Annotated in this window: 20 protein-coding genes; 8 read left to right on the top strand and 12 right to left on the bottom strand. The window is 69.0% G+C overall.

The annotated features are described in order from the left end of the window. Positions 1–4 precede the first annotated feature (4 nt). Both LTA6_RS01650 and LTA6_RS01645 read left to right on the top strand, forming a co-directional pair. Positions 5–1159 (top strand): glycosyltransferase family 4 protein, encoded by a 1155-nt coding sequence (locus tag LTA6_RS01650; RefSeq protein WP_407358487.1) that lies wholly within the window; start codon positions 5–7, stop codon positions 1157–1159. After that, positions 1156–2055, top strand: coding sequence for a polysaccharide pyruvyl transferase family protein (locus tag LTA6_RS01645; RefSeq protein WP_407358486.1), 900 nt, complete (start codon positions 1156–1158; stop codon positions 2053–2055). The genes LTA6_RS01650 and LTA6_RS01645 overlap by 4 nt, the downstream gene beginning before the upstream one ends. A gap of 88 nt (positions 2056–2143) precedes the next feature. Here LTA6_RS01645 and LTA6_RS01640 read toward each other — a convergent pair whose 3' ends face one another. From LTA6_RS01640 to LTA6_RS01620, 5 genes are read right to left on the bottom strand one after another with little or no spacing between them, the layout of a single operon-like run. Next, entirely contained in the window at positions 2144–3343 is a 1200-nt protein-coding gene (locus tag LTA6_RS01640) for a hypothetical protein (RefSeq protein WP_341975716.1), read from the bottom strand. Between the two features lie 28 nt (positions 3344–3371). Next, a complete protein-coding gene (locus tag LTA6_RS01635) occupies positions 3372–4430 on the bottom strand; it encodes a glycosyltransferase family 4 protein (RefSeq protein ID WP_407358485.1) in 1059 nt (352 codons plus the stop codon). Next, complete coding sequence (locus tag LTA6_RS01630) at positions 4427–5287, bottom strand: glycosyltransferase (RefSeq protein WP_363544850.1); 861 nt, start codon at positions 5285–5287, stop codon at positions 4427–4429. Before LTA6_RS01630 ends, LTA6_RS01635 begins: the two co-directional genes overlap by 4 nt. Before the next feature lie 48 nt (positions 5288–5335). Further along, positions 5336–6175 carry an alpha-1,2-fucosyltransferase gene (locus tag LTA6_RS01625; protein ID WP_407358484.1) on the bottom strand — a complete coding sequence of 280 codons (840 nt, stop codon included), beginning with the start codon at positions 6173–6175 and terminating at the stop codon, positions 5336–5338. A gap of 41 nt (positions 6176–6216) precedes the next feature. Then, on the bottom strand, positions 6217–7167 hold the full coding sequence (locus tag LTA6_RS01620; protein WP_407358483.1) for a glycosyltransferase family 2 protein: 951 nt from the start codon (positions 7165–7167) through the stop codon (positions 6217–6219). 50 nt (positions 7168–7217) lie between these two features. On the opposite strand from LTA6_RS01620, the gene LTA6_RS01615 reads away from it, so the two are divergent. Further along, entirely contained in the window at positions 7218–8126 is a 909-nt protein-coding gene (locus tag LTA6_RS01615; protein ID WP_407358482.1) for a glycosyltransferase family 2 protein, read from the top strand. A gap of 1 nt (position 8127) precedes the next feature. Here the strand turns inward: LTA6_RS01615 and LTA6_RS01610 are convergent, their stop codons facing one another. After that, positions 8128–9939, bottom strand: a complete 1812-nt coding sequence (locus LTA6_RS01610) for an ABC transporter ATP-binding protein (protein ID WP_407358481.1) — start codon at positions 9937–9939, stop codon at positions 8128–8130. Positions 9940–10096: 157 nt separating this feature from the next. Here LTA6_RS01610 and LTA6_RS01605 point away from each other — a divergent pair, with 157 nt between their 5' ends. Then, a complete protein-coding gene (locus LTA6_RS01605; protein ID WP_341975704.1) occupies positions 10097–10603 on the top strand; it encodes a hypothetical protein in 507 nt (168 codons plus the stop codon). A 45-nt stretch (positions 10604–10648) separates the two neighbouring features. Here LTA6_RS01605 and LTA6_RS01600 read toward each other — a convergent pair whose 3' ends face one another. From LTA6_RS01600 to LTA6_RS01590, 3 genes are read right to left on the bottom strand one after another with little or no spacing between them, the layout of a single operon-like run. After that, entirely contained in the window at positions 10649–11746 is a 1098-nt protein-coding gene (locus tag LTA6_RS01600) for a glycosyltransferase (protein ID WP_341975702.1), read from the bottom strand. Further along, the gene (locus LTA6_RS01595) at positions 11743–12774 is read right to left on the bottom strand and encodes a glycosyltransferase (RefSeq protein WP_341975700.1); all 1032 of its coding nucleotides are present in this window, start codon (positions 12772–12774) and stop codon (positions 11743–11745) included. The genes LTA6_RS01600 and LTA6_RS01595 overlap by 4 nt, the downstream gene beginning before the upstream one ends. Positions 12775–12811: 37 nt before the next feature. Next, complete coding sequence (locus tag LTA6_RS01590; protein ID WP_407358480.1) at positions 12812–14812, bottom strand: glycosyltransferase; 2001 nt, start codon at positions 14810–14812, stop codon at positions 12812–12814. A gap of 99 nt (positions 14813–14911) precedes the next feature. Between LTA6_RS01590 and LTA6_RS01585 the strand changes: the two genes are divergently transcribed. Genes LTA6_RS01585 through LTA6_RS01570 form a run of 4 tightly spaced genes read left to right on the top strand, consistent with a single transcriptional unit; the run spans position 14912 to position 18263 of the window. Next, positions 14912–16117: a glycosyltransferase family 4 protein gene (locus tag LTA6_RS01585; protein ID WP_407358479.1), complete on the top strand. Its 1206-nt coding sequence runs from the start codon at positions 14912–14914 to the stop codon at positions 16115–16117. A 9-nt stretch (positions 16118–16126) separates the two neighbouring features. Continuing rightward, entirely contained in the window at positions 16127–16987 is an 861-nt protein-coding gene (locus LTA6_RS01580; RefSeq protein WP_407358478.1) for a hypothetical protein, read from the top strand. Beyond that, positions 16984–17253, top strand: a complete 270-nt coding sequence (locus LTA6_RS01575) for a hypothetical protein (protein ID WP_407358477.1) — start codon at positions 16984–16986, stop codon at positions 17251–17253. The genes LTA6_RS01580 and LTA6_RS01575 overlap by 4 nt, the downstream gene beginning before the upstream one ends. After that, positions 17253–18263: a MauE/DoxX family redox-associated membrane protein gene (locus LTA6_RS01570; protein ID WP_407358476.1), complete on the top strand. Its 1011-nt coding sequence runs from the start codon at positions 17253–17255 to the stop codon at positions 18261–18263. Before LTA6_RS01575 ends, LTA6_RS01570 begins: the two co-directional genes overlap by 1 nt. 3 nt (positions 18264–18266) lie before the next feature. Here LTA6_RS01570 and LTA6_RS01565 read toward each other — a convergent pair whose 3' ends face one another. From LTA6_RS01565 to lepB, 3 genes are all read right to left on the bottom strand, one after another. Next, on the bottom strand, positions 18267–20123 hold the full coding sequence (locus LTA6_RS01565; RefSeq protein WP_407358475.1) for a DUF4012 domain-containing protein: 1857 nt from the start codon (positions 20121–20123) through the stop codon (positions 18267–18269). A 44-nt stretch (positions 20124–20167) separates the two neighbouring features. Beyond that, positions 20168–21571, bottom strand: coding sequence for a sugar transferase (locus LTA6_RS01560; protein WP_341975689.1), 1404 nt, complete (start codon positions 21569–21571; stop codon positions 20168–20170). A gap of 325 nt (positions 21572–21896) precedes the next feature. Further along, positions 21897–22595: a signal peptidase I gene (gene lepB / locus LTA6_RS01555; RefSeq protein WP_341975688.1), complete on the bottom strand. Its 699-nt coding sequence runs from the start codon at positions 22593–22595 to the stop codon at positions 21897–21899. Between the last annotated feature and the right edge of the window lie 119 nt (positions 22596–22714).

The raw sequence follows: 22714 nt of genomic DNA, 5'->3' as shown, positions 1-22714 counted from the left end.
CGTGATGTCGTCGGATGAGCGGCGCTCCCCGTTGCGCGTCGCGCTGATCTCGTCGTCGTTCGCTCCGCATGTCGGCGGGGTGGAGACGCACGTCGCCCAGGTCGCGACCGCGCTGCACGATCGAGGGCACGCGGTCGAGGTCTGGACGGTCGACCGCGGCATGTGGTCGGCACGAGCCTTCCCCGTGCCGGTACGGTACCTGCCGACGCCGCTGCCCGCCCGGTCGCTCGACGGGTTGTTCCGCACGGTCTGGTCGGTACCGCGGGCCTGGCGCGAATGGCGGCGCACATATGCGAGATTCCGCCCCGATGTGCTGTCGGTGCAGTGCTTCGGACCGAACGGCGTCTACGCCGCAGCCCTGCAGCGGGCGTTCACGACGCCGCTGGTGGTCAGCTCGCACGGCGAGACTCTGGGCGACGACAACGGCGTGTACGCCCGCTCGGCGCTTCTGCGACGAAGCCTGCGCGCCGCACTCGCCCAGTCATCCGCCGTCACCGCGCCGAGCACCTACGTGCTCGACGACCTGCGCGCACGCTTCGGACTCGCGGACGGGGTTGTCGTGCCGAATGGCGTCGATCTGTCGCTCGGGACGGCGGACCCGGACGCGCCGCGTCAGGGACTCGTGCTCGCGATCGGTCGACTCGGGCGGATGAAAGGCTTCGACCTCCTCATCGACGCGTTTGCGCTGGCTGCGCTCGAGGGGGTCCGGCTCGAGATCATCGGAGACGGGCCGGAGCGGGTGAGCCTGCAGCAGCAGATCGTGTCTCTCGGGTTGGTGGAGTCCGTGACGCTCGTCGGTGAGAAGGATGCGACGGCCGTCGCGCAGCGCATCGGCGACGCAGCCGCCGTCGTGGTGCCGAGTCGTTCCGAGTCGTTCGGGATCGTCGCCCTCGAGGCGTGGCGGGGCGGTGCTGCCCTCATCATGACCTCACGCGGCGGTGCGACCGACTTCATCCGCGATGGCGAGGATGCGCTCCTCGTCGACCCGGAAGACACCGCGGCGCTCGCCGCGACGCTGACCTCGGTGATGGCCGACGAGCCGCTGCGAAGCAGAATCGCCGCCGCCGGAGCGCAGCGGGTCGGCGAGTACGGCTGGTCTCGCGTCGCCCTCGACTACGAGGAACTGTTCACGCGGGTGCGCTCGGACGCCGGGCCGTGAGGTACGAGGGGGCTCTGCGACGGCGTGGCCGGCAGCTGCGCCGCTTCGCTGAGGCGCTCGCGGAGCCGCACGCCCGCGGGGACGGTGTGATCATCCCCGCGTTCTGGTGGGACGGGCATCCGAACTTCGGCGACGACCTCACGCCCTGGCTGCTGCCGCGGTACGGAATCGTGCCGTTGTACCGCGAGCCGCGCGCGGCCCGCCTGATCGGAGTCGGAAGCCTGCTGGAGTTCGTGCCGCAGGATTTCACCGGCGCGATCTGGGGATCGGGGCTCATGAACGATCGGCGGCACCTGCTGCCGGCGGCATCCGTCCTCGCGGTGCGTGGACCGCTCACCGCGGAGCGCATCGGCCTGGCCGAGGAGCCGACGTTCGGGGATCCGGGCATCCTCGTCGCCCGACACCTGCCGCGGCCGCCGTCCGACGGCAGGATCGCGGTCGTGCCGCACGGACATCACCGCCCGCATCCGCAGCTCGATCGTCGAGTGCGGGAGGCCGGGGAAGCCGCCGTGCGCGTGGTGAACGTGCATCAACGGGCGGCGGTCGCCGTGCGCGAGATCGCCGCGAGCCGCGCCGTGATCACGACATCACTGCACGGGCTGATCACCGCGGATTCCTACGGGATCCCGGCGGTGTGGACGACGCTCGACCCGCCGCTCGGCGGCGGCGACTTCAAGTTCCGCGACTACGAGGCAGCGGTGACGCCTGGCCGCACGCGGTTCCGGCCGTTCGACGAGGCGCTTTCCCTGGACGACCTCGTCGCCGAGGCGTGGGCTGCGGATGCCGCGACGGTCGCCCGCACCGGCGATGGGCTGGAGCAGGCGCTCGCCGGAGCGCTCGCGCTGCCGCTCGGTCAGCTCCCCTTCCCCGGTGGGCTTCTGGCGGCGCTGCGGTAGGTTCCGGTCGCACGTGGCGTCGTCTGCAGGGCCTGACACCCGCACAAACTGCGACCGGAACGGTCGAGATCGGTCGCCGCCCCGCGGCTCAGCGGCGCAACGCACCTCGTAACGAGCGCACCAGGGGGAGCGCGGCCACTCGATGCGCGAGGCGGGATGCTGCGGCACGGAACCGAGAGGCGAGTGATCGACCGCGATCGGGCACCCGCCAGTGCCAGCCGATCTCCTTCGCGTACTCGCGGAGCTCGCGGGGATAGGGGCCGTCGGAGGACAGCACGCTGGCGATGAAGGCGTCCCGGCCCTTCACGTAGGGCTCGAGGGAGAACGTCTGCGGGCAGAATTCCTGCAGGTGCCCGGCCATCTCGAGCGTCAGCATCGCGCGCATGCACTTGGGGCATGCGGAGCAGTTGCGCGTGCGTTGCGGGTCTCCGTCGGTGCACACGTCGAGATAGCGGGACTCGGGGCGTCCGATGAGCGACAGGGTCTTCTGCACCCGCGTGAGCCCCGAGTTCGCGGAACTCACGGTCACCGCCGGCGTCGATACGAGCGGAACCAGAAAAGGGTCGAAGCGGGCGATCTCGCCGGAGGAGTCGATGTGGACGGCGGTGAACGAGATCGCCGAGGCGAGGTGCAGGCGACCGATCCCGGCACCCAGAAGATGGGGAATCGTCGCGTTGCGCATCGTCACGGACTGGATGAAACCGATGCGCGGATAGTGCTCGTCGAGGTTGCTGTCGACCGTGACGAACGGGACGCCGAACTCGGCAGCAGCCCGTGCCAGCGGGGCACGGCGGGCCTGCCAGAGAGCGTCGCCGTCTCTTCCGTGCCCGTGCGCGCCCACGTTGTTGTTGAGGAGGTGCGTCACCCGAAGCGAGTCGGGAACATCGTCAGGCCAGAGGTACTCGGCGAGCGTCGCGAACGAATCCACCCCGCCCGAGAACCCGGTGGCGACCCCGGCAGCCGGCCGTGACGGTGCGGCGATGGCATCCGCTGTCACCCGGATCTCATGCAGATCGGGATGGATCAGACGGAGGAGACGCTGCAGATCTCCGTTCGCGCTGTGCAGCAGAGCATCCGTCACCACCCCGCCGACATGCAGGTCGCGCCCCTCCTTCATCGCCGGCATGAGCAGCCCGATCACGACGTAGTCCGCGCGGTCGGCGATCAGGTCGGCGAAGCGCTCCTCCACCGAGAACCACAGCGCTGGCCGCCCGCTGACGTCCGCCACCGCGCGCACGCGCTCATCATCGCGTTCGATGCGTGGTGGCGACGTTTCGATCACGTCCATGCGCTCAGTATGACCCTCAGCGCACGGGTCAGCGCAAGGAGTTCCAGACCCGCGCATGTGCGAGCGCGCTGCGATCCCAGGTGTAGTCGGCGGCATGCGCCCGACCGCCGCGCACGAGGGCGCCCAGCGCCGGATCGTCCGATGTCGCATCGAGGATGCCGGTGGCGATCGACGCTGCACCCGGTTCGACGATGATCGCGTGGCCGGCGGCGACCTCGGGCAGGCTGCTCGTGTTGGCAGCCACGACGGTGACCCCGGCAGCCATCGCCTCGAGGACCGGCAGGCCGAACCCCTCGTACAGGGAGGGGACGACGACGGTCGTGGCAGCGGCGACGAGGCCGGGCATCGTCTCGTCGGGGAGCATGCCGAGCAGACGAACCCCCGGCATGCCGGCGAACAACGCCGTGCGCTGCGGATGCGGAGGGCCGGCCATCGCCAGCAACAGGTCGGGACGCTCGCGGTGCACCCGCGGCCACGCATCGGCGAGGGCTGCGAGATTCTTGCGCAGGGCCGCCCCGCCCGCGTGGAGCACGTACGGGGCTTCGAGGCCGAGGGCACGTCGAGAAGCAGCATCCAGTGGAGCCGCATCGAAGTAGCGCACGTCCACGCCGTTCGGGATCACGTGCGGATCTCGGATTCCGAGCAGATCGACGGCCTCGGATGCCGTGAACGCGGAGACGCAGATGACGGCGGCGCTTCGCCTGAGCTCCTCAGCGGCAGCGCGGACGGGGGCCGATTCGTCCGCGAACCGCCACGCGACGACGTCGTGCAGCGTCGCCACGTCGACGTGCGGGGAGGGCGGCAGCTCGAGGGCCATCCGGTGCGACACGGCGTCGCCCTGGTACAGCACTCGCCCGATCGCTCGGCGCACTGCGGCAGGTGCCGCGGCAACGCGGCCGAGCGGCAGTCGGCGGTTGCCGGCGAGAGACGACCGGAACGAGCGGAAGTCCAACTCGCGCACCGTCCAGGGCCGCGGTGAGACTTCGGCGAGAGCGGCCTCAGCGCGAGACGTGATCTCGCGCTGGTAGACCTGTGCACCCATTGGGGTGTCGGTCATGATCGTCGAGATCGAGAGACGCGATGTCATCCGCGCCTCCGGATTCTGCGTCGCACCGACTTCACGAAACGTGCGCCGCGACCGAGCAGCCGATTGATCGCTCCGTACCGGCGTTCCAAGACTGCGAGGCGTGCGGACTGCCGTGTGTGCTCATCGGCAAGCGTCCAGTACCGCGCCATGATCTCTTCGACGTGTGCGCCCCAGATCGCCGGGTTTCGGCGGACCACATCGAGGCTGTGTTCGCGCTTCCCTTCCTCGGACATCGTGGCCGTCACCTGCGCGGCGTGCCGCCGGTACTCGTAGAGCGGCTGATGCACGATGCGGGCGGTGCGGCCACTCGCCAGCAGGCGCACCCAGAACTCCCAGTCCTGGCCGAAGCGGAGACCGGTCGCGAAGCCGCCGAGCGCGACCCAGTCGCTCCGCCGGAATGCGGATGCTCCCGGGATCGTGTTGCCGAACAGGATGTCGGCGACGCCGTTCGTGGCGGGCAGGCGGTCGACCTTCTCGAACGATCCGAAGAACTGCAGGTCGGTCGACACGACGCCGACCGCCGGGTCGGCGTCGAGCATCGCAGCGACCTCAGCGCAGAGGGAGGGCTGGATGCGATCGTCGCTGCCCACCGGCATGACGTAGTCGGTATCGAGAGCCGCGGCGCCGGAATCGAGAGCGACGCTCGTGCCCCGGTTCTCCGGGTGCCGCACCACCTGCACACCCTTGTCCGACCAGCGGGCGAGAGCTTCCAAGGTGCTCGGTTTCACCGAACCGTCGTCGACGACGACGACCGGACAGTCCACGGTCTGCGCCAGCGCCGATGCGATGCACTCGTCCAGATACGCGCCATCGGTGTTGTAGACCGGGATGACGATCCCGATTGTGCCAGTCCCCATGTGTAACCCCCTCAGCCCGGGCAAAGTCTATGTCGCGCGACGCATGGTTCAGTGGTATCCGTCGATGATCGTCCACGACGGATCAAGGTGGTAGGCGTCCGTACCGCGCTCGGTGCGTGCATGGAAGCGGGGCATCACGATCTGGGCGTCGGAGTGCAGCACGCCGGCGATGTATCCGCCCCAGTACGAGAACGTCGAGTTGGTGCCGATCAGCTTCCGGCTGCCGGATACCGCGAGGAAGTTGCCGACAGCGCCGCGGGGTTCGTACACGACCTCGTCGGCATGGTGGCTCAGCAGGACTCCGAGGTGCTTGCGACACCACTCGGGGTCATCGGATACCAGCCGGATGCGCGCGGCCGGGCCGATCCGTTCCAGGGCGTCGGCGATGTAGCCGGCCTGGTCGAACGCGTAACGCGCGCGGAGGTGATCCTGCGCGTAGTAGTCGCCGCGCCGGACGTTCACGACGACGGTGTCGGAGTCGTCCACCGGGATGTGCGGCGCCAGGACGTCGGCGATGAACGCGTCGAGGGCTCGACGGCTGAACTCCTCGCCGAACTTCTGGTTCCAGAATCGTTCTCCCCACACCCGGCGATCGTGGAAGCGCACCTCGTCTCGCGCCACCGTGAACTCACGCAGGCCGGGAAAGGCATCGAGCCATTCGGCCATCCCCGGGGCTTCGAGCACCAGCCACGGCCGCCCCGCGGCGGATGACTCATGCGCCTGCAACCACAGGTAGAGCCAGTTCCCGAAGCGCAGGCCGACCGGAGGGGTCATCGTCACCGTGCGGTCTCCGCGGCGGAAGCGATCGGCCACGACCGTTCCCGCACGTCGAGCGCGCCACGCGAGGTGACCCGCGATGCGGGCGGGCAGACGCCGGAGTTCGGACACGCAGTCATGATAGGCCCCGTGTGCTCATGCCGGCGTGAGGATCAGCGACGTAGAGCCGCCCGAATGCGTTCGGCATCCTGTCCCGCACGCTCCGCCGGCAGGGGCGCCCATCGCGCCTGACGGATCGCCGCTCCGAAGCCCCACACGATGCCGAGAATCGACACGCCGAGCCGTTGGACGCGGCGGAGGAGCCCGCCCGCATCGCGGATGGCGCGAAGGTCTGCGACGATCCAGCGACGCAGGAGGGGAGAGCGGAGCCCGGCGTAGCGCGCGAGAAGCACCATGTGGTTTCGGCGCCCGTAGAGCTTGTAGCGAGTGTCGAAGCGGCGGCCCTTCACATGAGGCGCCGGGAGGTGGTCGACGACGGCGTCCGGCGCGAACACGGTACGGCCGCCCAGCCGCTTCACCCGCAGGAAGATGTCGGTGTCCTCCCGCATGGCTGTTCCCGGATAGTCGTCGCGGAAGCCGCCCAGTCGCGCGAGCATCTCGCGCCGGAACGACATGTTGGCGCCGATGCCGTGATCGACCTCGATGAGGCCGCTCGGCAGCGACGCGAATCCCGCTGTCAGGGTGCCGTCATCGCGCAGCCGGCCGATCGGCAGTTCGTACGTCTCCTCGCCGGGGAGAAGGTTCCGCGTGCGTCCGGCGACGGCATCAGGACGCGGTTCGGAGGCGAAGGCATCGTCCAGTCCACGCCTCCACCCGGGGGAGATGACGACGTCGTCGTCGAGGAACGCGACCACCGTGCCCCGCGCATGCAGCAGGGCTGCGTTGCGCGAGCGCGTCATCCAACCGGCGAGCCCCGGACGGTGCAGGTACTGCGCACCCGGGAAGGCCTCGACGGCTGCGGCGCGGTCATCGACGGCAGACGCGTCGACGACGATCACTTCGACGTCGTCGCCGACGTCCGAGGCGAGGGACTGGAGGCAGCGCACCATGAACGCGGAGCGCTCGTAGGTGACGATGCACACGCTGAGATCCGGGTCGGACATGCGGCTCAGCATAGTTGTAGGCTCACCGCTGGAGGGATGGAGGTGCGCGAATGCGGGACCGTGCGGTGACCGTGATCATTCCGACGAACCGGGGCGGTCGCTACCTCGAGGAGGCCGTCGCTTCCGTGCGTGCGCAGACCGCACCCGTGCGCGAGATCCTGCTGGTCGACGACGGTTCGCCCGCACCCGGTCTTTCCGAGATCGCCTCCGGACTCGGCCTGCGGTACCTGAGGCAGCCGGCATCCGGTCTGTCCGTCGCCCGCAACGCCGGGGCCGCGGCCGCGGAGGGCGAGTGGATCGCGTATCTCGACGACGACGACGTGTGGCATCCAGAGCGCATCGAGGAGCAGCTGCGCGCGCTCGTCACCATGCCGGATGCGGTGGCGGTGTGTACCGGGGGATGGTACATGGACGCTGAAGGGGTGACCTTCGGCTCCGGCTGGGGCGCTCGGCAGGCGACGTCAGCGCAGATGATCGCGTACGACGAACTCCCACCGCGGATCACCACGCTGCTCATTCGTCGGGACTCGTTTCTCGCGGTGGGTGGATGCCGAACGGCGATGGAACCGGCTGAGGACAACGACCTGATTCTGCGGCTGCTGCAGATCGGCGAGTTCGCGAATGTCGACCGACAACTGGTCGGCTATCGCCGGCACAGCGCGAATGTCACCAGCCGCGGACTTGCCGGCCGCGAGGCGAACCGACGCGTCGTGCTCGATCAGTTGCGAGATGCGCGGCTTCGCGGCGACCGCGAGCTGACAGGACTGCTACGACGCCACCGCCGCGCCTTTCGCCGCTACGCTGCCGCGGAGAATCTCGGCGAGTTCATCGCCGCGAGCCGTCGTCGTGACGCACCGTACGCCGCACGCCTGGCTGTCTGGGGTGCGCGGCGTGCGCCGTGGACATCGATCACCGCGCTGGCGGCGCGTCTCGGCCGCCGAGAGTCCCGCACCGGGTGATTCAGTCGAGCGATCCGAGTTCGACCAGCCGGGCGAATTCGGCATCCTGGGCGCGCACTTCGTCGAAGGTCCCCTCGGCGCCGATCCGGCCCTCGCGCAGGTGCACCAGATGGTCGACCGAGCGGATGGTGGAGAGTCGGTGGGCGACGATCACGATCGTCATCTGACCGCGCAGGGCCTGGAGCGTCTGCGCGATCTCGTGCTCTGTCGCATTGTCCAGCGCGCTCGTCGCCTCGTCCAGGACGAGGAGGCGCGGCCGACGATACAGTGCGCGGGCGAGGCCGACGCGCTGACGCTGGCCGCCTGAGAGTCGCACGCCGCGGTCGCCGACGATCGTGTCGACGCCGTCAGGGAGTTCCTGCAGCAGCTCTGTGAGTTGGGCTTGGCGCGCGGCCTCGTGCAGTCGATCCATGTCGATCGTGGCGGCATCCTCGCCGAAGGCGATGTTCCGGGTGATCGTCGCGTTCAAGAGGAAGACGTCCTGCGGTACGACCCCGATCCCCGAATACCACGACGCGAGATCATCGTCGATGGAGCGGCCACCGCACCGGATCGCCCCTGAGGTCGGCGCCAGCAGCCCGAGCACGAGGTCGACCACCGTGGTCTTGCCGGCGCCGCTGCCGCCGGTGAACGCCGTGGTCTGGTTCTCGGCGATGGTGAGGGTCAAGTCGGACAGGACGGGCTGTTCGGCGTCGGGGTACGCGAACGTCACGCCGTCGAGCAGGATGTCACCGACGTACGGTGGGCCGCTCTTCGGGGTCTCATCGTGGCTGCCCTCGGCCTGCAGCTCGTCCAGGGTCTCGATCATGATGCGCAGCCCCGCCTGCCCGCCGCGCGTGGTCGCGAGACTCGCGCTCACGCGGTTCATCGTCGGCAGCGCTCGCATGGATGCCGCGGCGAAGAGGCCGAGCACCGGGATGACCTGCTCGCCGTCGCCCATCGCGAACAGGATCACGGCGATTCCGACGATGGCGACGATGAAGGCGATCTCGAGCAGGTAGCGCGGCACATCCGAGATGAAGCCCATCTCTCGACCGAGGTGCGCCCCGCGCAGACGAGCCGAGCGGAAGTTGCGCACGAACGATGACGCGCTGGAGGTGAGTCTCGTCTCGCGGAAGCCGTCGAGACCCGGCATCAGCGACTGCCACGCCTCCAGACTCGTCACGGCCAGGTCTTCGCCGATTCGCAGCTGACGCGCGCGGAGGATGCGCTGCACGCCGAAGACGAGCCCGCCGAAGAGCACGACGGCGAATGCCGTCACGAGCGGGGCGCTGATGGCGAGCACAGTCATGATCGCGAGCAGCATCAGGAAGTCCGTGCACACGTTCACCACGGCCACGAGCACGCTGGCGGCCTGGCTCGTGCAGTCGTTGATGTTCCGGTAGACGACGCTCAGGGAACGCGCGCGGTGGGCTGAGTAGGGCGACAGCACGTAGCGGTTCAACATCTCGGATGAGGCAAGTGCGGCGATCCTCGAAGTACGGCCGAGCAGCCACCAGCGAAAAGCCATCGATCCGATGCTCTTCACGATGAATGCGAGTGCGACGAACCCGGCGATCAGCGGGATCAGGGTCGAGAGCTCGGAGGTGCCGACGAACTGCACCACCCACTCCAGGAACGGACCGTCGGGAGTTCCCGAAGTGATGAGCTGCATCAACGGGATCATCGCCGCGACGCCCGCCATATCGAGCAGCGCCAGGGTGACCGAGGCCGCCACGGTCGAGCCGATCCAGCGCCGCGGATGCGAGTCGGTGAGCAGAAGCAATCTGCGCAACTGCGGGAGGAGCGGTGGCCGGCGCACGGGGTCGGTCATCTCGTCCTCCCTCCTGGCAGTGCTCCGCAGATGACTGTTCCGCGCGGAGCGCTCTTACGCTATCATTCAGGTGAAGTCGCTCCGTGTCTGGGGACATGGCACCTGGGGAAGGGTCCCGGGACGTCAATTGAGCGATCAAAATCTGGGGAGTTCAACCATGGTTGACAATGCAGCAAAAACGTCCGAAGGTATCAGCCGTCGCACCGTGACCAAGGCTATGGCCTGGGCGGTTCCGGCCATCGCCATCGCAGCGCCGGTGCCCGCGTTCGCGGCGTCGGGCGAGACCATCATCATCACACCGGGAACGGCCTGCAAAGCGCCGGGCAACAGCTGCAATCCGATCGTCAAGGGCTACAGCGTCCCGGCGACCGTGAGCAATCCGGACCAGAACCAGGACGCATGGGTCACGGCGATCTCGATCAACGTGAACACCAGCGGGATCAACTTCGGACTCAATCCGATTCCTGCGCTGCCGTGGTTCATCCCGGCCGGTGGTTCGCTCGATGTGAACTTCAACGCGACCAGCAACAGCAGCGCGAACCTCGTCTTCGACCTTGGCTTCCTCGTCACGTGGGGACACGAGTCGGATGGATCCGACACGGACCACGAGCAGATTCAGGTCACGGTCACGATCCCGGCGACGCCGCCGGACTGCTGCAAGTAATCCAGTGAAGCCCCGCCTCTTGCGGGGCTTCACTGACCAGGAGCGTCAGTGGATCGACTCGATCACCCGACGCATCTGATCCACGCGCACGCGCCAATCGGCGGCGTCCGCTGCGTTCCCGGGCAGCGGATCCTCCAGAGCGCTGATCACGGCGTCCGCGAACCCGTCCGCGTCTGCGATGCGGATGCGGGAATCAGATGCGTCGCGGAACCCCGCCACGGCCGTCGAGACGACCGGACGGCCCGCGGCCTGATACTCGTAGAGCTTGATCGGGTCGAGGCTGTCGGTGAACGCCGTGACCAGGTGCGGCACCAGCAGCACGTCGGCGTGCTGCAGGTGCGCCGGCACGGCTGAGCGATCGAGAGCGCCGAGTCGGCGGACTCCGGCCTCGTCGAGTCTCTCCCGGTCGAGCCTGCTGAGGAGATCCGGACCCGCCAGCACGAGGCGCACGCGATCGGCGAGTTCCTGGGCGACACGGACGCAGAGCGCCACGTCGATGCGGTCCGGATGCAGGGTGCCCAGGTACAGTGCCACCGGAGCAGCCGGCAGATCCGCCGGTCGCTCGGCGGGGACGCGGTAGGCGTCGAGATCGACGGCATTCGGGATCAGATGGATGCCGCTGCGCTGCGCGCTCTTGCGACGGACGAGCTCCGGAGAGCAGGCGACGACGGCGTCTGCACGCTCGAGCAGCATCCGCTCACCGTCCGCGATCCGCGCGAGTTCTGCCGCGGGACGAGACGCGCTCAGCCAGTCGTCGGTGATGTCGTACAGCGAACGCCACCCGGTCATCGGCACGAGCCCGGCCGCGGCGGGGTCGTTCACCCAGAGGATCGGTGCGGCGAAGCCGAGGCTTGCGGCGGCACCACGGATCGACTGCGCGCGACGCTGGTCGCCGCCGCGATCCCACTTGCGGGGCAGCCACTTGGCGGGACGGACCGTCCACAGCCGATCGGCGACTTGGCGCACCGGCTGGCCGAACCCGGGTCGGCGGCGAATGCGGAGGTCGTGCAGCGGATCGTCCGGAGGTTCGACGAACAGCACCCGAAGCTCCCGATCGGCATCGAGGAGCCCGGCGACGAGGTACTGGTTTCGCCGCCAGACGGAGTCCCAGCCTTCCAACGAGAGAACGACGAGGTCGGTCATGCGTTTCTCCTCGCCATCGCACGACGGTACACGACCTCGGTGCCGGTGGCCTGCTGACTGATGGAGAACTCGCTCTGTGCTCGTTCGCGCGCGGCATGGGCGAGCAGGCTTCGCCGCTGGGGCTCATCGGCGAACACACGAAGTGCCGCAGCGGCATCCGCCACATCATCGGGCCGGAACAGCGCACGTGCGTCGAGGCCCTCGAGCAGGTCGAGGTGCCCGGCGGCGCCGGCGGCGATCGGCGCGACCGCGTGCGCCATCGCCTCCAAGACGGCGAGCCCCAGTCCCTCGACCGGGCACGGCGCGAGCAGAATGGATGCCTCGGTGAGCAGCTGCGGCACATCGTCACGGAAGCCGAGCAGGTGCACTGTCTGGGCGACATCGAGGTCATCGACGAGCGCGGTGAGCGGGTCGCGCTCCGGTCCTTCGCCGACCACGTCGAGGCGCCAGCCCTCGGCCGCCAGCCCCGACGCCGCGAATGCCCGCACCCCGACGCCGGTGTGCTTCTCCGGCTGCAGACGCTGCACCATGAGAATGCGCTTCTGGGTGCCATCGGACGCGACGTCGGCCGGAGGGATGCCGGAATGCACGACGACACTCGGCACGCCGATTGCCGCGGCGACCGCCCGACTGATCGAGATCTCGGCATCTACGCGTCGTCTGATGATGGCGTCGAGCGGCAGCGGTCCGAAGCGTCCCCGCGGACTCGCGAAGTGCCGCGTCGAGACCAGAGCGGTGCGGCGGCCGAAGAGAGCCACGGCGCAGGCGCCGTCGGCTGCGGTCATGTGCGAGTTCACGACGTCGGCGGGAGCCCGTCGTACCACTCGGAGCACGTCGCGAGTGCGAACGGCCGGGACCATCCGAGCACCGACTGCCTGCAGGGCGGCGCTCATCCGGGCGGGGGCTCCGCCGACCACCGTGACATCGTGTCCGTGCGCAGCCTGAGCCGACGCAAGGCGCAGCACGAACTGCTCCACGCCGGCGAAGCGGTCTGACGCGACGGCGTGCACGATCCGGAGCGGAGTCATGACCGCGCCTCGATCGGGGCGACCAGGGCGGCGGGCATCACCGCTCCTGCCGGAATCGTGCCTCGACGCGCACCGGCCCGAGCCGGTAGACGGCTGCCCGGCGCCGTGCCTGCATACGGCGCTCGCCGCGGAGCAGGGCGGCTCGTGCTGTCGCGCCGGCCCAGCCGGCGAGCCGGGCGACGGCCCAGCCGGACGCGCCGAAATGCTTGCGGAAGTAGCGCTCCTGCGATGCGAAGAAGTACGCCTCGCGGCGCCGCGGATCCGAGCTCGTGCCGCCGGCCCGGTGGAGGGCGGTCACCGTCGGAACGCCGCGATGCCGCCAGCCGAGCAGGTGCGCGCGGTACGCCCAGTCGGTCTCCTCGGCGTAGAGGAAGAAGCGCTCATCGAATCGACCCACCTGCGCGAGTGCCTCGGCACGCAGCAGCAGAACCGATCCGATCACGAAACCCGGCCCGCGTGCAAAGGCGCCGAGACCGAGTGCGTCCGTCACCGCGCGGAAAGGGGTCGGGAATGGCCACTCCACGCGTGCTGAGCGCCCATCGCCGTCGACCTGAGCCGGACCCACGCTGGCGAGTCCGGGATCGGCGTGCAGGGCCCTCTGCAGCGTCTCGACGGTGGCCGGGGTCACCTCGGCGTCCGGGTTCAGCAGCAGCACATCCGCGTCGGGATGCAGCCGGTCGGCCAGGGCGAGGTTCACGGCGGCACCGAATCCGAGGTTCGCCCCGGAATCCCGGTAGCGCACACCGAGATCGGCGCAGAGATCGGCGATCTCGGGGAGGGACGAGTTGTCGATGACCGTGACCGGAAGCGCCGCAACGGGCTCGAGCGCCCGGCGGAGCAGATCGGCGGAGCCGTACGCCACCACGATGACCTCGACGGGGCGCACCGGGACCGTCGACGGGCTCTCTGACCGAGGTGCGCGAACCACCGAGCGGTACAGCTCCTGGTAGGCGACGGCGACGCTGTCCCAGCTGCACTCGACGGCCCGCTCGCGGCCCGCCGCGATCAGTTCGTCACGATGAGGGCCGGCCGCGGCGATCAGCGATTCGCCCAACCGCGCGGCATCCCCGGCGGGCACAACGATCCCGGCGCCCCCGACGACATCGGGGAGCGCACCCGCATCGCTGGAGACGACCGGCACCCCCGTCGCCATGGCCTCCACGGCCACGCGGCCGAACTGCTCGGTCCAGCGCGGCGTCGGAAGCGACGGCATCGTGAGCACGTCGATGGAGCGGTAGAAATCGTCGACGGCATCCGGGTCCACAGGGCCGACCAGTTCCACCCTGTCTGCGACGCCGCGCTCGGATGCCCAGCCGCGGAGGTCTGTCGCGAGCGGTCCCGATCCGCCGATGCGCGCATGCAGACGCGGCTGCAGCGCGAGCGCATCGAGCAGCGTCGCGAACCCCTTCTCCGGAACGAGGCGCCCCAGCATCCCGACCGTCACAGACTGTTCCGGTCGCAGTTCGTGCGGGTCCTCGGCCGCGCCAGCCGCATGAACTGCGACCGGAGCGGGCGGGGTCGGGCCGACTTCCACGCCGAGTGGGATCACGCGTGCCCTGCCGGCGAAACCCTTCGCCTCCACGATCCGCGCCGCATCGGCATTGCAGGCGGAGATGCCGGCCGCCGAGCGGAGCGCCCAGCGCTCGAGCCAGCGGAACGGCACCGGATACCTCTTGAACAGGTTCTGGGCGGTGTACAGCACGACCGGGGCACGGTTGCGGCGCAGCATCAACAGCACCAGCACCTCTGCAGTGCTGAGCGCGAACGGCTCCTCGTGGATGTCGATGACATCCCACGTCTCACCGAGTGCACGCCAGAGCGGACGCGGGTCGTAGAGGAACAGGGCCGGATGAGTGCCGAAGGTGCGCGCGGGGGAGACCTGCTCGTCCGCCGCGGCATCGAGATCGACCCAGGTGCCACCGGCGTGCCAGCGGCGCGCGGTGATCAGAGAGACATCCTCGCCGCGCGCGCGGAGGGCGTTCTCGCGCCCGCGCCATGCGGCGATTGCGGCGCTGTGCGAAATTCTCAGCACTCGCACGAGGCCTCCCCAAGATATGCTCTGTGAGCAACCATAACCGTCCATCAGCGCACAGGGGAGCGCCCGGGACGGCATGCAGTTTCCTGGGGGAGGGCAGCCGTGGACAGCATCCGACGCAACGTGGATCGTCCCCGTGTCGTGCACCTCGATCACACCACCGTGCGCGGGGGTGCCGAGCTCGCGCTTGTGCGTCTGCTGTCGGTGGATCCGGCCTGGACCCCGGCTGTGCTCGTGCCGGCGATCGACGAGGTCGACGTCTTCGCGCTGATGCCGCCGATCGTCGTGCGCCGCGCGCGCGGCGTGCGTCAGCACTCCGGCGGCAGTGGCGCGTCGCGCGCTCATCTGCTGGGTCTCGCCGTCCGGCTCGTCGCCCAGGCGGTGCTCACCGGCACGCATCCGCTGGTCCGCACCGCCGATGTGGTGGCGGCGAACAGCACGCGTGCTGCCGCGTACGCGGCTCTCGCCCTGCGGCTGTCACGACGGCCGTTGGTGGTGCACCTCCGCGACATGATCGACGAGGAGAGCCTCGGAGCCTTCGGATACCGCACCATGACGCGTCTTGTGCTGCCCCGGGCCGACGCTGTCATCGGCAACTCGCGCGTGACCCTCGCGGGAGCGCTGCCGTTCCTCCGCGAAGATGCCGTGGCGGTCGTCATCCCCAGCGCGTCCGGATTGACCCTGTCGCCTGGTCGCGTGCCGACATCGGGTCCGCTGCGGATCGGGATGCTCGCGCGGATCGATCCGTGGAAAGGGCAGGCCGAGCTGCTGGAGGCCTTCGCGGATGCTTTCCGCGACGGTACCGAGGAACTGGAACTCGCCGGGGGCGCGCCCTTCGAGCACGGGGGATTCGCCGAGAGGCTGCGCACGCGCGCGGCGGAACTCGGAGTGGGAGATCGGGTGCACCTGCTCGGCCACGTCGACGACACCGCCGCGCTGCTGAACCGGTGGGACATCGCCGTGCAGTACTCCACCCGCGCCGAGCCGATGGGGCAGAACGTCCTACAGTATCTCGCTGCCGGAGTCACCGCCATCGTCGCGGATGAGGGCGGTCCCGCGGAGTGGGTCACGGATGGCGTGAACGGTCGACGCGTCACACCCCGCGATGTGCCCGAGCTGGCTCGTGTGCTGCGGGAGCTCGCCTCGGACGGTGAGGGCCGGGATCGACTGGCCGCGGCTGCCGTGCAGACACCCGGGCTCCTCGATGATGTCGCCGTCGCGGCCGCGCACGCCGAGGTGTTCCGCCGGGTCGCACGTCGCGGTGATCGGCATGCGCGCCGCCGCCTCACCGCCGGCGCGCAGGAATAGGCTGACGCCGTGGATTCGCTGGACACGACACCGATCTCGCTCGACGTGCGGCTGGAGTTCAGTCGTGCGGCGGTCGAGGTGATCGCGCGCCGTATCGGTGTCCGCCTGCTGCATATCAAGGGCGAGACTCTTGACGGTGCGCTCCGCCCGGGAAAACGCAGCGGCACCGATGTCGATGTGCTGGCCGACCCGAGCCGCATGTCCGAACTGCATGCGCAGATGCTGCAGAACGGCTGGAGCGTGTACAGCTCCTTTCTCGACGGTTCGCCCTTCGGACACGCGCAGACCTATCACCACCCGGAGTGGGGCTACCTGGATCTTCATCGCCGATTCCCGGGTATCGGCATCCCTGATCAGGAGGCTTTCGAGGTGCTCTGGCCGGATCACGGAACCTATTCCGCTGCCGGAGTGGAGTGCTCGATCTCGTCGGTGGACGCGCAGGCCGTGCTCTTCGTACTCAACGCCGCGCGCGACCTCGACGCGCTCGCCGCCGAGGCACGAGCGCTGTGGGCGGGCCAGAGCGACGACGAACGCGTGCGTCGCTCACGGCTGGTGCGCCGACTCCGGGCCGAGGTGGCGTTCGCCGCCGCGCTCGGCGATCTCGAGCGCTACCGACGTCGCCGCGAATACCTGCTCTGGAAGACCGTGTCGCAGGGCGGCAGCCGCACCGATGAATGGTGGGGACGAATCAAAGCCGCACCCACCGTGGGTGCGGCACTGCGCACCGCCGCTCGAGCGCCGCGGGTCAATCGCGCCGCTCTGGCGCACGAGCTCGGCCGTGAACCCCGCGCACGCGACGTCATGCTCGCCTTCCTGCGGCGAATCGGCACGGCGCTCCGGGAGTCCCTCGGCCTCAGGGGCGGGTCGTGACCCGCTTCGTGCAAGCCCTGGATGTCGGCGTGATCGACGACGGGATCCGGGTGTTCGCCGCTGTGCTCCCGAAGGGCCCCATCGTGGTGCTCGCCGGCGTCGGTGCGGCGGTATGGCGGGCAGCGCTCGGCGCAGACCTCGCGACGCTTGCCGTGCGCCTGGTCGACGGCGACGTGTGCGAGGAAGGTGATGCGGCGACGGATGCCGCGCTGTTCACACGGGCATTCGTGGATTCCGGGCTGCTGCGCGAGGAAGAGGATTCCTGATGACGTCACTACTGGCCGTCGCTCCGCTGATTCTGGCCGGTGTATTGATCGCGAGCGGCATGGCGAAACTGTTCCGACCCGAAGATGCGGATGCGTGGGGGGAACTCGGCGTTCCCGCGGTGCTGCGACAGCGCTGGCTCATCCGATTGCACCCCTGGGGCGAGATCCTGCTCGCGCTGGCATTGCTCTTCTTCGGCGGGGTGCTCGGTCTGCTCGCCGCCGCAGGAGCCGTGCTGCTCTTCAGTGCTTACCTCTTCCTCGTCTGGCGGCGATGGAGGACGGTCGATGGGGCCTCCTGCAGCTGTTTCGGCGCGCGTCAGCCGATCACCGGCCTGACGATCGTGCGCAACGCCTGGTTCCTGCTGCTGTCGATTCTCACGACCTGGGTGATCGGGGTCACACCGTTGATCGGCGGGCCGGTGGTGACGCTGGGCGATGACGGCGGATGGGTTCTCGCGCTCGCAGCATCCGCCCTCACGGTGGCCCTGATCCTCTGGCATCCGCCGCAGCCCTCGTCACCAGAGGCCGGCGTGCCGATCATGGGTACTCCGGGGACGGCCACCGGGGCCGAGCCGGAGGAATACCTCCGCGCCCGCACGCCGGCCGTGCCCGTGACGCTGGCCGACGGGCGCACTGTCAATCTCCGCGATCTCGCGGCGCGCGGTCCGATCCTCCTGCTTGCAGTGAAGGAGGGATGCAGCTCCTGCGTGTCTGTGATCGCGGCCGTACCCCGATGGCGCGCGCTGCTGCCCGAGGTGAGCGTGCGCTTCCTGCTCTGGCCCGCGCCGGAGAAGAGCTCGCTCACCGAGCTGACCGAGCCGCAGTCCCTGCACGACCCCCACATGTATGTGCAGCAGTCGATCGCCGACTGGGCGACACCCGCGGCCGTTCTCATCGGCGCTGACGGCTACCTCGCCGGCGGGCCGGTCTCCGGCTCAGACGCGGTGTCGTCTTTCATCGACGACATCTATGAGAACCTGCACGGAGAGCGACCCGCTCACGATTCCTGAGGGTCAGCCGCAGCCTTCAGTCGTCAGCTGCTCAGCCACCGGGCGCACCATCGGAGTGTGACGGATGTCGAGCGGCCCGTACTCGCCGGCTGCGCCGGAGAACGTCGCGACGACCGTGCTGGTCTGGCCCGGCGTGGTGATGATGGGCACCTTGACGGCGCCGCGACCCAAGTGCTGGACACCGCCGACATTGCCCGGCTGCCCGTCGACCGTGAGCCCGGTGAACGTGGAGCCGACCGGCCCGTAGAACACGAGGTCGGTGGCCACATCCCCCTTCGGGAAGTACTTGCCCGGAGCGATGTGGCGGGGGAGATCCGGTGCCTGCTCCGGCGTCACCGTGTTCGTCAGGGTGGCCGTCGTCGTGAATACCGGGCTGTCCGGCGCCGTGCACTGCGTCGACGCGGCAGCGATGTCGAGCTGCATGTAGTAGTCGAGCTTGCTCTGGGTGAAGTCGTTGACGTAGACACCGAGCAGCGTCGTGTCTTCATTCGTGCTCGGCAGACGACCAGACATCTTGGTCTCGCCGATGAGCTTCGCCTCGGCCTCGTTGGCCGGCGAGTACAGCAGCCGGTCCTCCTCCACCGCGAGCGCGAGACTGTCGAGGAGCGCCTTCGGTGCGGCGTTCCCGGAGGTCACCGCATCGAAGACCGATTTGGCCGCCGCCGCGAAGAACGCGTCCTGCAGGTAGCCCTCGGGGAACATCCAGTACGCCTCGTTGAGGAGCAGCGGGACGGCGTTCTCGGCTGTGAGAGTGATCGGCTGCTCGATGACCTCGATCGTCTCGCCGTTGACCTCAGCGGTCGCGGCCGGGATGACCGTCGGACCGGTTGCCTGGAGGAGGTAGCTCAGTCCGATCGGGTCGAACGACACGACGGCGTCCACCGGCGTTCCGAACTGTTCCGCCCAGTAAGCGCGGACGACAGCGACCGTCTCACTGAAGTCGGGGCTGAGCGTGGCATCCGAGATCCAGCGCCCCATCTTGTCGCCGTACAGCGCCACGGTCTCGGGGTTGAGCGGGACGATCGGCTCGGGCCGATTGTTCTTGAAGTCCGTGCTCGAGGCCTGCTGGGTGATGCTGATCCGCCCCTGGTCCGCCGTCACCAGCACGAGGGCAGCCGGGTTGCCGCCGGTGCCTCGGGCCTCTGCGTTGTTCTGGAAGATCATCAGGTAATTGCGCGGGCCCTCGGCGCCGAGCGCGGTCGGCAGGATGCCGATGATGTCCTTCGCCGGGCCGAGCACCGGCTCCATCTCATCGACTGCTCCGGTGAGCTTCGCGAGTGCGTCATCGACCTGATCGAGCAGCCCGTCTCGGTTGATCGAGTCCAGGTCGGTCGCCGCCTTGGCGACGGCATCCGCCGCCTGCGTGACCGTCGTCTGCATACCGGCGACGGCGGCGAGATCGATCGCGCCGTTCACCGGCTTGAGAGCATCCACGCTCAGGGTCGTCGCCGGCGTGAGCGCGTTGGTCACCAGATCGTCGGTGACGGACGCCGCGGTGCGCACGGCATAGAGATTGGGTCCGACGACCGGCACCCACTCGAGGTTCTTCCACATCTCGTCGTCGGTCTGCTCACGTGCGTCCGCCGTCAACGCAGCGAGCTTCGCGGTGGTCGTCTTGGCGCCCTCCGCGTCACCCGCGAGGATCTGGTCCTTGGCCGTCGTCGCCAGGGGCATCGCCTGCTCGAGCGAGCCCTTCGCGGCCATCGCGCGATCGTAGATGCGCTCTCCGACCGTCCAGGCAGCGATCGCCAGTCCGATGAGCACGAGCAGGACGCCGATCGGGACCCACAGGCGGAAGCTGCGAAGCAGGGGCCGGCGCGGTCGGTCGGCGCGGCTGATGCGCTCGGCTCTCGTGGTCATGCCCTCAATCGTAGGAGTACCCGCCGAGTGGTTCATGTGAGGGGTCAGTACGCGCCGTGTCTCCGCAGCACCGCGCGCACGGTGCGCCAGATGATCACCAGGTCGCTCGTCAGCGACCAGTTCTCGACGTAGTAGAGATCGAGGCGGATGCTGTCGTCCCAGGAGAGGTCCGATCGTCCGCTGACCTGCCACAACCCCGTGATTCCCGGCTTGACCAGCAGACGACGTTGCACCCACTTCTCGTACGTGTCGACCTCGCTCATCAGCGGCGGACGAGGTCCGACCAGAGACATGTCTCCACGCAGGACGTTCACCAGCTGCGGGAGTTCGTCGAGGCTGTACCGCCGCAGGATCCGGCCGATCCGGGTCACGCGGGGGTCGTCGCGCATCTTGAAGAGGATCCCGTTGCCGTCCGACGCGTCGAGCAGCTGCGGCAGGCGCGCCTCCGCGTCGACGACCATCGTGCGGAACTTCAGCATCATGAACTGGCGTCCTTCGAGGCCGACACGGCGCTGCCGGAACAGCACGGGCCCGCCGTCCTGGCGCACCATCACTGTCAGCGCCAGGAAGACCGGGCTCAGCACGATGAGCGCGAGCGTCGCGACGATGACGTCGAAGGCTCGCTTGGTGGCGTACCGGGAACCGGTGAACGCCGGATAGTCGACGTGGATCAAGGAGAGTCCGGCGACCGGTCGAGCGTGGATGCGCGGACCGGCGACGTCCGTCAGTGCGGCGGCGACGATGAGGTCGACGTTCCGCGACTGCAGATCCCAGCCGAACTGGCGCAGCTGGGCGGGCGTGATCAGGTCGGAGCCGCTGTAGACCACGGCATCCGCACCGGCGAGGTCGATGCCAGCGACGGCATCATCGAGACTGCCCACCACCGGGATGCCCGGAAGCAGCGACCCCGTTCCGCGCTCGGTGAGGGCTCCCGTGATGACCATTCCGGCGCCGCCGTCGCGCTGCATCTCGCGTGCGATGTGCACCGACTTCGCGTGCTCGCCGACCAGGACCACGCGCGACAGGAACCTGCCCTCAGAGCGCTGAGCCGCGAGCCAACGCCGCCACCCCCAGCGGCTTCCCACGAGTACGACGAGTCCCGCCGGCAGCGCCAGCAGCAGGTAGCCGCGCGCCACGTCGATGTGCAGCAGGAAGGAGAGGATCGCGAGGACGCCGAAGACGCGGATGCTGGCGTCTGCCACGCGGCGGAACTCCTGCCAGCCGGTCCCGACGACCTTGGCGTCGCGAGTGCCGTAGAGCCGGAGCCCGAGGACCCACGTGATGACGAAGATGGCCGAGACCGACGTGTAGGCGATATCGAACCCTGCTCCGGTGACACCCGGGATGTACAGGTCGGCGTTGCTCTGCCCGAACCGGAGCAGCTGAGCCCCGAACACGGCGCCGATGATGATCGCCGTGTCGGTGAGCAGGAGGCGTCGCGCATACACGCGCTGCCATCGAGCCGGTTCGGCCGCATCGATAGCGGTCCGCTCGGCAGCGTGCGCCGCGGTTCTCGCCGCGGTCGCCCTTGCCGCCGCAGCACGGTCGTTCTTCCTTCCCTGCCTCGACGACAGAAAAAGATCCCCAGATATTGCCACAATCCCTCCCCAGAGAATGTGTGCGCCCCAAACAGCCCCACTCTGCCCCAGCAGAGAGTGAAGACATCGCTGCCCCAGCAAACGATGTTCTTTCCTCCGTCAAGCTGACGAAGGCCCAGAGCCGCAGTCTAACCGCGCGAATGCGTTTCCGATACCCCGCACCGCGGAGAAATCGTCAAAGACCCGTCCAGCGACCGACGGGCCAGACGATCGCGGCCGCGCGGCCGACGATCTGATCTCGTTTCGCCCATCTCCAGCATTCGGGAGTGGGCGCCTCGGATCGACGGCAGGCGATGGCGGAATCGCCCGACACGGAACGGTGATCGCCGAGCATGAGGTAGGAATCCGGTGGCACTGTGACCTCGGCGAAGCAGCGGCTCGATGCGGGCGTCGACGTGCAGTTCACACTGTCGTCGAAGAGGAAGTCCTCGAAGACGTAGGGTTCGTCGATCGGCTCGCCGTCGACGATGAGCGAGCCGTCGGCGCTGCAGCAGCGCACCGTCTGACCGGGGCCGGCCACGATGCGTTTGACGAGAGTGTGCGGGCCCGATGGGCCGAATCCGGTGACCTCGCCGACCCAGCGGAGGATCGCCTTGACGGGTCCATCGTCTGCGGCCGATGTGGGGCCCCAGCTCTCGCCGACGTCGAAGACGATCACGTCTCCCGGGGCGGGGTCCGCCGCGACATAGGCGAGGCGGTTCACCAGGACCCGGTCTCCCGGCTGGAGAGTCTGCTCCATCGACCCGGAGGGCACGAGGTACGGCTTCGCGACGAAAGAGAGCACCAGGCCGGCGACCACGAAGGCCAGTGCGAGGTGGAACCATACGCTGCCGGTGATCCTGCGGCGTAGGGAGATCGGCTCGTCAGTGCTCACAGGGGCTCCTGATCAGAGAGGACGGCGGTGCCAGCCCACCCTACCTTCACGACACGAGGAGAGCGGTGCCGGGGTACGAGCGGAGCAGGACCGCTGTAGTACCTTTGTCGGGATGCCTG

The organism is Microbacterium sp. LTA6 (assembly GCF_045690355.1).
Taxonomy (GTDB): domain Bacteria; phylum Actinomycetota; class Actinomycetes; order Actinomycetales; family Microbacteriaceae; genus Microbacterium.
Note: the sequence above shows the minus strand (reverse complement) of the source record. Positions and strands in the feature narration are given on the sequence as shown.